This is a genomic window from Actinoplanes sp. NPDC024001 (genome assembly GCF_040638955.1).
In the GTDB taxonomy this organism is placed as follows: Bacteria; Actinomycetota; Actinomycetes; order Mycobacteriales; family Micromonosporaceae; genus Actinoplanes.
The window spans coordinates 17,959-28,457 of record NZ_JBEZZB010000136.1 but is presented as its reverse complement, the minus strand read 5'-3'; the positions used below and the strand labels follow the sequence as shown (position 1 = coordinate 28,457).

Genomic DNA, 10,499 nt, shown 5'->3' with positions numbered 1-10,499 from the left:
GGGCCGAACCCGGTTTCACCGCCGTGATCGAAGGCGAGCCGATCGCCGGGTTCCGCACCGGCAGCGACGGCATCGCCATCGACGTGCGCCGAGCACAGCAAGCAAACAGAACGCCGTAACCGCGACAAATCGCCTCGGGGGTCGGGCGTTCACCTCGGGCTGCGCGACGGGCAGGCCGACCAGCGACCCCGGGAAGGTACTCATTCCGGTGGACGTGACGTCCGGGCCGCCGGCCGGCTCCACCGGTCGCCGGCCCAGGTCGTAGCGCAACGAACGCCACGCACCGGTCAGCTCGTCGCGGATCCTGCGCCACAGGCTCATCACTGGTCTCCTTTTTCGGTCTGGCACGCTGTACGAGTGAGCGAACCCGTAACCGCCGGCCCGGCCGGATGGATCACCCTGCCGGACGTGTCCGAGAAACTCGGCGTGTCGATCAGCAAGGTGCATCAGATGATCCGCGAAGGCGCGCTGCTCGCCGTCCGGCGCGACGGCATCCGCCTCGTGCCCTCGGAACTGGTGGCCAACGCCACCGTGCTCAAGCACCTGCCGGGCGTCCTCAACTTGCTGCATGACGCCGGGTACAACGACGAAGAGGCGCTCCGGTGGCTGTACGAACCGGACGAGGCCCTCGGCGGCAACGCGGCAACGGGCCTCGGCGGGCCCCAGGCCCGCGAGGTGAAGCGGCGCGCCCAGGCCCTCGGCTTCTGAGCGCGGGGCGTCAGACCGAGCGGCGGGTGGCCGCCTCGGCCAGCGCGAACAGGACCTCGCGGGCCTCGTCCTCGATCGGGGCCTGCCGCAGCGCCGCCAGCGCCTCGTCCATCAGGGTGTCGATCCGCTTCTCGGTCGCCGCCAGCGCATCGCAGTCCCGGATGATCGCCCGCAGGCGGTGCACCCCTACGTCGTCCAGCGCCGGGTCGCCGAGCCCGGCGTCCAGTTCGGCCCGCGCCGCCTCGTCCAGCGCGGCGAAGGCGGCCGCGACCAGGTAGGTGCGCTTGCCCTCGCGCAGGTCGTCACCGGCCGGCTTGCCGGTCTGCGCCGGATCGCCGAAGACGCCGAGCACGTCGTCACGGAGCTGGAACGCCTCACCGAGCGGCAGGCCGAAAGCGGCGTACGCGGCGAACACCTCGGCGCCGCCACCGGCCAGCGCCGCGCCCAGCAGCAGCGGGCGCTCCACGGTGTACTTCGCGGACTTGAACCGGGCCACCTTCCCGGCCCGCTCCAGCGAGGTGTCCGCGGTCGCCTGGGTGAGCACGTCCAGGTACTGCCCGACGGTCACCTCGGTCCGCATCTGGTCGAAGACCGGCCGGGCCCGGGCCAGATCGGCGAGCGGCAGCCCGCACCCGTGCAGCAGCTCGTCGGACCAGACCAGCGCCAGGTCGCCGAGCAACACCGCCGCCGAGTCGCCGAACCCGGCCGCCGAACCGCGCCAGCCGGCGCCGGCGTGCCGGGCCTCGAAGCGCCGGTGCACCGACGGCTCCCCGCGCCGGGTGTCCGACCGGTCCATCAGGTCGTCGTGGATCAGTGCGCTGGCCTGCACGAACTCCAGCGCCGCGACAGCCGCCACCACCTCGTCGGAGTCCACCCCGCCGGCGCCGCGGAATCCCCAGTAGGCGAACGCGGGCCGCAGCCGCTTCCCGCCGCCGAGGACGAACGCCGCCACCGTGTCGGCCACCTCGCCGAGCGCCGGATCGATCTCCAGGAGCCGGGTCCGCTGGGTGGCGAGGAACCCGGCGAGGGCCTTGTCGACACGCGGCCGCAGGCCGGCCCGCTCTGGTGAACCCTTTTCAACGTGGCCAGGGCCGTGCGGCCCGCAACCGGGAAGCGAACCGGACGCTTCAGGCCCGATGCCAGGTTGAGAAAGGTTCATGGGAGAGACTGTCACGGTTCTGACGCTATCCGGTCGCCTGCCGGGCGGCACGAGCAGATCACCCGCACCCCGCGACCGGTAGAGTTCGGGTGTGTCTCTCGGTCTTCCCTCCCGCCTGCCCGGCACGCCGTCCATCGGCGAGCTGATCCGCGGGGCGGCCCCGACGTTCTCCTTCGAGTTCTTCCCGCCGAAGACAGCCGACGGCGAGCGCCTGCTCTGGCAGGCCATCCGCGAGCTGGAGTCGCTGCGGCCCAGCTTCGTCTCGATCACCTACGGTGCGGGCGGCACCACCCGGGACACCACGGTGGCCGTCACCGAGCGGGTGGCGACCGAGACCACCCTGCTGCCGATGGCCCACCTGACCGCGGTGAACCACTCGGTCGCCGAGCTGCGCAACGTCATCGGCCGGCTGGCCGGCGCCGGGATCCGCAACGTGCTCGCGCTGCGCGGCGACCCGCCCGGCGACCCGATGGGCGAGTGGGTGCGGCACCCGGAGGGCGTGGACTACGCCGAGGACCTGGTCCGGCTGGTCCGGGAGGCCGGCGACTTCAGCGTCGGGGTGGCCGCGTTTCCCTACAAGCATCCGCGCTCGGTGGACGTCGACGAGGACACCCGCAACCTCGTCCGCAAGTGCCGGGCCGGCGCCGACTTCGCGATCACCCAGATGTTCTTCGACGCGGAGGACTATCTGCGGCTGCGCGACCGGGTCGCCGCGACCGGCTGCGACACCCCGATCGTGCCCGGCGTCATGCCGGTCACCCGGATGGCGACGATCGAGCGGTCGGTGCAGCTGTCCGGCGCGCCGTTCCCGCCCGAGCTGCTGCGCCGTTTCGAGGCGGTCGCCGATGACGAGGCGGCGGTCCGGGCACTGGGCATCGAGACGTGCAGCGCGATGTGCGCCCGGCTGCTCGACGAGGGGGTGCCCGGCATCCACTTCATCACCCTGAACCGATCGACCGCGACCCGGGAGGTCTGGCAGCAGCTGGCGCCCACTCAGGTCGCCGCAGCCGCTTGACCTGGGACGAGTACGCCACCGCCTGGTCCGGGCTGCACGGCGGCCTCGACCCGCGGCGGGCGTCGCCGGTGGTCCGGGGATGGGTGCGCGGGGCGTACGAGATCGGCTGCTGGCTGAACCACCGCCATGTCGCACCGGTCGTGGTGACCGTGACCGGCCTGCTGCTCTGCCTGGCCGTGCCGCTCGCGGCGCTGGCCGGGCCGGTGGGTCTCGCGCTCGGCGCGCTCCTGGTCCTGCTGGCCGCGGCCGCCGACGGCCTGGACGGCGCGGTCGCGGTGGTCAGTGGGCGGGCCGGGCGTGCGGGTTACGTGTACGACTCGGTGGTCGACCGGGTCGGCGAGCTGGCCTGGCTGGTGGCCTTCTGGGTGGCCGGCGTGCCGGGCTGGCTGACGGTGACGGCGGGCGCGGCGAGCTGGCTGCACGAGTACGTCCGGGCGCGGGCGGCGGCGGCCGGGATGGCCGAGATCGGCGTGGTCACGGTCGGTGAGCGGCCCACCCGGGTGGCGGTCACGATCAGCGGGCTGGTCGTGGCGCCGCTCGCCGGGCTGGTGGCGGACGACGGGGTCCTGGCGGTGCTCGTCGTGGCGGTCGGCGTCTGGGCGCTGCTGCAGGCCGCCGGGCTGATCCAGCTGGCGTTCGCGGTGCGGCGCGCGCTGCGCTGACCCCTGCCGCCGATCTTTATTCGGTTGTCCGGCGTCGATGCCACGCCTATTTTCTTTATCCGTAGGCAGGCCGTCTGACCTGCGGCTTTGGCGTGGTGGAGGTGACTGAGAATGAGCGCGGTTCTGGTGCTGAACGCCGACTGCGGACCGCTGCACCGGGTCAGCCTCCGGCACGCGATCCGGATGCTGTTCCGCCAGGTGGCGGTGGTGCACGAGGCCCGGCCGGACGCGACCATCGGGGTCTACCCGGTGCCCACCGTCGTGCGGCTGGTGAGTTACGTGGTGACGCGCTGGCGGCGGGGCCGTGGGCCGGCGTGGTCGCGGGCCGGTGTGCTGGTGCGCGACGGGCGCGTCTGCGCCTACTGCGGTGACGCTGCGTCGACCATCGACCATGTGCTGCCGCGCTCGCGCGGTGGCCGCAACGAGTGGTCGAACACCGTCGCCGCGTGCGGCCGGTGCAACAACCGCAAGGGCGACCGGACGCCCGCCGAGGCCCGCATGCCGCTGCGCGTGACGCCGACCGCGCCGGTGTGGGCGGCCTTCTCCTGATCAGACGGCCGGCGGGTGCACACGGGGACCCGCCGGCCGTCGCCTTTCACTATGTCAACGTTTCATTGACATCTGCTAGCCTGGCGGCGTGGCTGATCTGAGTGACCTGCGGGCGATCCCGGCCCGGCGCGCGAGCCTGGACGCCGAGGAGCTGGAGCTGATCGATCGCGCCCGGCGCGACGGCGCGACCTGGCCGGAGATCGCCGCGGCGCTCGGCCTGGCGAGCCGCCAGGCCGCCGAGCAACGCCGGCTGCGCCTGGCCCGGGCCGCCGAGCGCGAGTCGCGGCCGCATCGTGTCCAGCTCGATGTGGGGTACGGTGAAAGCGTCCGCCACCTGCGAGAATCAGCAGTCGAGCTGCATCGGCGGGTCGGCGCCGACCGTCGCTGGGACGGCCGGTTCGCCCGCGCCGTGCTGGTCCGCGAGACCCTGGCGGCCGCGCCGGACGCCCCGGCCGGCGCCCTTTTCGATCTGGCGGCGGCCGCGCTGGCCGACCTCTCCGAGCCGGAGATCCCGGTGCTTCCCGCACCCCTGCGAGCTGCCGTGTCACGGATGCGTACGGCCCTCACCGCCGCAAGGCCGGATTGACACCACTCCACTCAGGTTCGAGGATGTGAGTCTCGTCGACTCAATCCAGGGAGTGGTGAATGCGCCGCAACGCCACGCTGTTCGTGCTGATCTCCCTCTGCTCCGGCTTCGGCGGGACGGCGATGACCCTCGCCGCCGGGATCTGGATCCTCGACCTGACCGGGTCCGCCGCCCTGGCCGCCCTGGCCGGTCTGGGCATCTACGCGCCGAGCCTGGCCGCGCCGTGGCTGGGCGTGCTCGTCGACCGCTTCCCGCGCCGCCCGCTGCTGATCACCGTCGACCTGCTGGTGGCCGCCGCGCTGTGCAGCCTGCTGACGGTCCGGTCGGCGGATCAGATCGCGCTGATCTACGGCGTCCTGCTGGTCCGCGGCGTCGCCTACGTCCTGCTGGACGCCGGTGAGACCGCACTGCTGCCGGCCGCTCTGCCGCAGCACGCGCTGGGCAGTGTCAACGGCTGGCGGTCCAGCGCCCAGGAGGGCATGCACCTGCTGGCGCCCCTCGCCGGCGCCGCCCTCTACGCGTGGCGCGGCCCCGTCCCGGTCGTGCTGCTGTGTGCCGCGCTGCCCGCCGTCACCGCGCTCCTGTACTCGCTGGTCCGCCTCTCCGGGCCCACCCCCGCCGCCGAGCCGTCGGCGAACCTCGGCTGGCAGTCCGTCAGGGCCGGCCTGCTCACCCTCTGGCAGGGACCGATGCGGCGGCCCGTCGTGGTCGCCGCCGTCGCCATCGCGGTCTCCGGCGTCACCAACGCGGCCGTGCTGTCACGCGTGGTCGACGGACTGCACCTGCCCGGGACGTACCTCGGGTTCCTCACCAGCGCGCAGGGCGCCGGCTCGATCGTCGGCGGCATCCTGGTCGGCCGGCTGCTGTCCCGCCTCGGTGCGGTCCGGGTGGCGGTGCTCGGCGCCGTACTCTTCATGCTCGCCTGCCTGGCCTGGTGCCTGCCGTGGTGGCCGGCGATGATCGCCGGCAGCGTGCTGGCCGGTCTCGGCCTGCCGTGGGCGCTGATCGCCGCGCTCACCGCGATCCAGACCGAGACACCGCACCACCTGCTCGGCCGCGTGGCCGCCACCGGCAACATGGTCATGTTCGGTCCGATCGCGCTGGCCATCCCGCTCGGTTCGGCCCTGGTCCTGCTGGACAACCGCCTGGCGCTGCTGGTCGGCGCGGCCGCCGTGGCGGCCGTCGCCGTGCTGGCCGCGAGCATGCGCACGCCGGCGGAGCGGGTCAGGAGTGGGGACGCAGGCCGGTGAAGACGACGTCGAGGATGCGGCTCTGCAGGGCCTGATCCCAGCCGCCGTGCAGGGCGCCCTGGCAGAGGCTCACCAGCAGGGCCATCACCTCGGGCAGGCGGACGTCGGAGGTAACCGCACCGGAGCTCTGCGCGGTGGTCAGGAGCGTCTCCACGGCGTCCCGCAGGTGGGCGGCGGCCTCCGGGAGGCGGATGTCCAGATCCGCGGCCGCGAGCAGGTCGGCGACGGTCTTCTTGGCCGCGGCCTCGGCAACCACGTGCCGGAAGAACGAGAACAGATCGTGCTCGCCGGCGTCGGCCACCAGTTGAGCGAGCAGGCGCTTCATGATGGCGGCGAGCAGATCCTTCTTGGTGGGGAAGTGGCGGAAGACCGTGCCGATGGCCACGCCGGCGCGGCGGGCCACCTCCTCCGTGGACGCGGTGGGGCCGAGCTCGGCGAAGACCGCTTCGGCGGCGTCGAGGATGCGCGTCCGGTTGCGTGCGGCGTCGGCGCGCAGGGGAACCTCTGGCAAGTCGAGTCTCCACTCACTATTGTCGGCTAAGTCGAGTGCTCACTCATGTTAGGAGACCGCCATGACGCCGAGCCAGATCTTCGACCGGATGCGCGCGCACTGGCTCGCCGGCCGGTCCACCTTCGAGGCCGACCTGCTCACCGACGACGTGGTGATCGAGACGCCGTTCGCCGCGCCCGGCGGGCCGGGCCGGATCGAGGGCAAGCAGCGGGTGCTGGACTACACCGAGGCCGGCCGGGCGGCCTTCCCGGTCCGGTTCGACGACTGCCGCAACGTGACCGTGCACGAGACCGCCGATCCCGAGGTGATCGTCGTGGAGTACGAACTGGCCGGCACCCACACCCGCACCGGGGTGGTCGCGTCGGCGCCGTTCATCGCGGTGCTGCGCACCCGGGACGGCAGGCTGGCCCACTGGCGGGAGTACCAGCACACCCTGGCGATCGCCGAGGCCCTGGCGGCCTGACCGGAGAAAGACGGGTGCCCGGCACGTCGTTGTGCCGGGCACCCGAAGAACCGGGTGCCGGACACGTCGTTGTGCCCGGCACCGGGGGTAGCGGGATCAGCGCTTGCTGATCGCCTTGCGGTAGTCGCTGTTCAGGCGGCCGATCAGGCTCAGCGGGATGCCCTTCGGGCAGACCTCGGCGCACTCACCCATGTTGGTGCAGCCACCGAAGCCGGCGTCGTCCTGCGCCTGCAGCATGTCGATCACCCGGCTGTCGCGCTCGGGCTGGCCCTGCGGCATCAGGCCGAGGTGGGTGATCTTCGCGGCGGTGAACAGCATGGAGGAGCCGTTCGGGCAGGCCGCCACGCAGGCGCCGCAGCCGATGCAGGTGGCCGCCTCGAACGCGGCGTCCGCGTCCTTCTTGGGCACCGGCGTGGCGTGCGCGTCCGGCGCGGTGCCGGTGGGGGCGCTGATGTAGCCGCCGGCCTGGATGATCTTGTCGAAGGCCGTGCGGTCGACGACCAGGTCCTTGATCACCGGGAAGGCGGCGGCGCGCCACGGCTCGACGTCGATGACGTCGCCGTCCTTGAAGTGGCGCATGTGCAGCTGGCAGGTGGTGGTGGCCTTCTCCGGGCCGTGCGCCACGCCGTTGATGACCATGCTGCACGCGCCGCAGATACCCTCACGGCAGTCGTGGTCGAAGGCGATCGGGTCGTCACCGCTCAGGATCAGCGTCTCGTTGAGGACGTCGATCATCTCGAGGAACGACGCGTCGGGGGAGATGTCCTTGACGTCGTAGGTGACCATCCGGCCGCTGTCAGCCGGGCCGGACTGACGCCACACCCTGACTTTGATATCCATTACTTGTAACTCCGCGTGCTCGGGTGGACGTACTCGAAGTTGAGCTCTTCCTTGTGCAGGGTCGGCTTGCCGTCGGCGCCGAAGTACTCCCACGCGGCGGCGTAGCTGAACTCGTCGTCGTGGCGCAGCGCCTCGCCGTCCGGGGTCTGCGACTCGGCCCGGAAGTGACCGCCGCAGGACTCCCGCCGGTGCAGGGCGTCGATGCACATCAGCTCACCGAGCTCGATGAAGTCGGCGACGCGGCCGGCCTTCTCCAGGTTCTGGTTGAGCTCCTCGCCCTTGCCGGGCACCTTCACCCGGGTCCAGAACTCCTCCTTGAGCGCGCGGATCAGGCCGATCGCCTTGGTCAGCCCCTCCTCGGTGCGCTCCATGCCGCAGTACTCCCACATGATCTGGCCGAGTTCGCGGTGGAAGGAGTCGACGGTCCGGTCGCCGTTGATGGTGAGCAGCTTGGCGATCCGGTCCTCGACCTGCTTGCGGGCCTCCACGACCGGCGCGTCCTGCTCGGACACGGCCGGGAACGGGCCGGCGGCGAGGTAGTTGTTGATCGTGTTGGGGAGCACGAAGTAGCCGTCGGCCAGGCCCTGCATCAGCGCGGACGCGCCGAGCCGGTTGGCGCCGTGGTCGGAGAAGTTCGCCTCGCCGATCACGAACAGGCCCGGGATGGTCGACTGCAGGTCGTAGTCGACCCAGAGGCCGCCCATCGTGTAGTGCACGGCGGGGTAGATGCGCATCGGCGTCTCGTACGGGTCCTCGCCGGTGATCCGCTCGTACATCTCGAAGAGGTTGCCGTACTTCGCCTCGACCGCCTTGCGGCCCAGCCGCTTGATCGCGTCGGCGAAGTCCAGGTAGACGCCGAGACCGCCGGGGCCGACGCCGCGGCCCTCGTCGCAGACGTTCTTGGCGGCCCGCGACGCGATGTCCCGGGGCACCAGGTTGCCGAACGACGGGTAGATCCGCTCCAGGTAGTAGTCGCGGTCCTCCTCCGGGATCTCCCCGGCGGGCTTCTGGCAGTCCGCCGCCCGCTTCGGCACCCACACCCGGCCGTCGTTACGCAGCGACTCCGACATCAGGGTCAGCTTCGACTGGTGCGAGCCGGACTCCGGGATACAGGTCGGGTGGATCTGCGTGTAGCAGGGGTTCGCGAACAGCGCGCCCTTGCGATGCGCCCGCCACGACGCCGTGACGTTGCAGCCCTTGGCGTTGGTGGAGAGGAAGAAGACGTTGCCGTAGCCACCGGAGGCGAGCACCACGGCGTCGGCGAACTCGGTCGTGATCTCGCCGGTGACCATGTCGCGCACCACGATGCCGCGAGCCTTGCCGTCGACGATGATCAGCTCGAGCATCTCGTGCCGGGCGTTCATCTCGATGTTGCCGAGGCCGATCTGCCGCTCCATGGCCTGGTACGCGCCGAGCAGCAGCTGCTGACCCGTCTGGCCCCGGGCGTAGAAGGTCCGGGACACCTGGGTGCCACCGAACGAGCGGTTGTCGAGCAGGCCGCCGTACTCGCGGGCGAACGGGACGCCCTGCGCGACGCACTGGTCGATGATGTTCACCGACACCTGGGCGAGCCGGTAGACGTTCGACTCGCGGGCGCGGAAGTCGCCGCCCTTGACGGTGTCGTAGAAGAGCCGGTAGACGGAGTCGCCGTCGTTGCGGTAGTTCTTCGCCGCGTTGATGCCACCCTGCGCCGCGATCGAGTGCGCGCGCCGCGGGCTGTCCTGGTAGCAGTACGACTTGACGCGGTAGCCGGCCTCGGCGAGCGTGGCGGCGGCCGAGCCGCCGGCCAGGCCGGTGCCCACGACGATGACGGTCAGCTTCCGGCGGTTCGCCGGGTTGACCAGCTTGGCAGCGAACTTGCGGCGCTCCCAGCGAGTCTCGACCGGTCCGTCCGGAGCGGCCTTGTCGACGACCGGCTCACCCTCGATCCAGAAGTCGTTCATGATCAACCCACCAATCCGGTCGTCACCGCGAACGGCACCGAGAGGTACATCGCGACCAGCACCACGGCCAGGACCAGCGCGATCACCTGCGCGCGGAACTCGTTCTTCTTGGTCTGCTGGCCCAGCGTGCGGGCCGCGCTCCAGATGCCGTGCCGCAGGTGGAAACCGACGGCCACCACGGCGACGGTGTAGAAGAGGGTCACGTACCAGCGCTCGGGCGCGAAGTCCGCGATCAGCCGGGCGGACGGGTCGGCGTCGCCACCCTCCGGGTTCAGGTGGCCCGTGGTCAGGTCGAGGATGTGGTAGATCACGAAGAGCAGGATGATCACGCCACCCCAGCGCATCGTGCGGGCCGCGTAGCTGCCCTGGACCTTGGGCCGGTGCGCGTACTTGACCGGGCGGGCCTTGGCGGCCCGGCGGGCCAGCACGGTGGCCGCCCAGATGTGCGCGAAGATCGCCACGAGCAGGCCGACCCGCTGGATCCACAGGAACCAGGTGTCCGGCAGCAGGGGCGTGCCGAGCTCCCGCAGCCAGTGCGCGTAGTGGTCGAAGTCCTCGGCGCCCACGAAGATCTTGAGGTTGCCCGCCGCGTGCGCGAAGAGGAAGAGCACCAGCAGCACGCCGCTGAGCGCCATGATCAATTTCAGGACGACCGACGAGGGTCGCACCGACTTCCGCGGAGCGGGGCGTGCCGTCGCACCCGCTGCGTTGGTCGTCTTCGGAATAGGAGTGTCTACCGCCACAACTTGGACGGTAGAAAGTCCCGAGCCATTCGTCTAATGCATGATGGGACCAACATCCATAGCGGTAGTC

General features: G+C 71.4%; 12 protein-coding genes. 7 read left to right on the top strand and 5 right to left on the bottom strand.

Features of this window, described 5'->3' with window-relative positions; genetic code table 11:
- The first annotated feature begins 357 nt into the window (after positions 1 to 357).
- On the top strand, positions 358 to 708 hold the full coding sequence (locus AB0F81_RS37865) for an Rv2175c family DNA-binding protein (protein ID WP_360205644.1): 351 nt from the start codon (positions 358 to 360) through the stop codon (positions 706 to 708).
- A 10-nt stretch (positions 709 to 718) separates the two neighbouring features.
- On the opposite strand, the gene AB0F81_RS37860 is transcribed toward AB0F81_RS37865, so the two are convergent.
- Positions 719 to 1,867: a polyprenyl synthetase family protein gene (locus tag AB0F81_RS37860; RefSeq protein WP_360205641.1), complete on the bottom strand. Its 1,149-nt coding sequence runs from the start codon at positions 1,865 to 1,867 to the stop codon at positions 719 to 721.
- 91 nt (positions 1,868 to 1,958) lie between these two features.
- Between AB0F81_RS37860 and metF the strand changes: the two genes are divergently transcribed.
- The 5 genes from metF (at position 1,959) to AB0F81_RS37835 (ending at position 5,929) form a co-directional block, all read left to right on the top strand.
- Positions 1,959 to 2,882 (top strand): methylenetetrahydrofolate reductase [NAD(P)H], encoded by a 924-nt coding sequence (metF, locus tag AB0F81_RS37855; protein WP_360205639.1) that lies wholly within the window; start codon positions 1,959 to 1,961, stop codon positions 2,880 to 2,882.
- Positions 2,879 to 3,544, top strand: a complete 666-nt coding sequence (locus tag AB0F81_RS37850) for a CDP-alcohol phosphatidyltransferase family protein (RefSeq protein WP_360205635.1) — start codon at positions 2,879 to 2,881, stop codon at positions 3,542 to 3,544. Before metF ends, AB0F81_RS37850 begins: the two co-directional genes overlap by 4 nt.
- Before the next feature lie 111 nt (positions 3,545 to 3,655).
- The gene (locus tag AB0F81_RS37845; RefSeq protein ID WP_360205633.1) at positions 3,656 to 4,093 is read left to right on the top strand and encodes an HNH endonuclease; all 438 of its coding nucleotides are present in this window, start codon (positions 3,656 to 3,658) and stop codon (positions 4,091 to 4,093) included.
- 88 nt (positions 4,094 to 4,181) lie between these two features.
- Positions 4,182 to 4,679, top strand: coding sequence for a hypothetical protein (locus AB0F81_RS37840; protein WP_360205631.1), 498 nt, complete (start codon positions 4,182 to 4,184; stop codon positions 4,677 to 4,679).
- Positions 4,680 to 4,738: 59 nt separating this feature from the next.
- Positions 4,739 to 5,929: an MFS transporter gene (locus AB0F81_RS37835; protein ID WP_360205628.1), complete on the top strand. Its 1,191-nt coding sequence runs from the start codon at positions 4,739 to 4,741 to the stop codon at positions 5,927 to 5,929.
- Here AB0F81_RS37835 and AB0F81_RS37830 read toward each other — a convergent pair.
- A complete protein-coding gene (locus AB0F81_RS37830; RefSeq protein ID WP_360205626.1) occupies positions 5,904 to 6,440 on the bottom strand; it encodes a helix-turn-helix domain-containing protein in 537 nt (178 codons plus the stop codon). The genes AB0F81_RS37835 and AB0F81_RS37830 overlap by 26 nt on opposite strands.
- A gap of 61 nt (positions 6,441 to 6,501) precedes the next feature.
- Here AB0F81_RS37830 and AB0F81_RS37825 point away from each other — a divergent pair, with 61 nt between their 5' ends.
- The gene (locus tag AB0F81_RS37825; protein WP_360205624.1) at positions 6,502 to 6,903 is read left to right on the top strand and encodes a nuclear transport factor 2 family protein; all 402 of its coding nucleotides are present in this window, start codon (positions 6,502 to 6,504) and stop codon (positions 6,901 to 6,903) included.
- A 96-nt stretch (positions 6,904 to 6,999) separates the two neighbouring features.
- On the opposite strand, the gene AB0F81_RS37820 is transcribed toward AB0F81_RS37825, so the two are convergent.
- Genes AB0F81_RS37820 through AB0F81_RS37810 form a run of 3 tightly spaced genes read right to left on the bottom strand, consistent with a single transcriptional unit; the run spans position 7,000 to position 10,354 of the window.
- A complete protein-coding gene (locus AB0F81_RS37820; protein WP_360205621.1) occupies positions 7,000 to 7,743 on the bottom strand; it encodes a succinate dehydrogenase/fumarate reductase iron-sulfur subunit in 744 nt (247 codons plus the stop codon).
- Entirely contained in the window at positions 7,743 to 9,686 is a 1,944-nt protein-coding gene (locus AB0F81_RS37815; protein ID WP_360205619.1) for a fumarate reductase/succinate dehydrogenase flavoprotein subunit, read from the bottom strand. The genes AB0F81_RS37820 and AB0F81_RS37815 overlap by 1 nt, the downstream gene beginning before the upstream one ends.
- A 2-nt stretch (positions 9,687 to 9,688) precedes the next feature.
- Complete coding sequence (locus tag AB0F81_RS37810) at positions 9,689 to 10,354, bottom strand: succinate dehydrogenase cytochrome b subunit (RefSeq protein WP_360205616.1); 666 nt, start codon at positions 10,352 to 10,354, stop codon at positions 9,689 to 9,691.
- Positions 10,355 to 10,499: the final 145 nt, after the last annotated feature.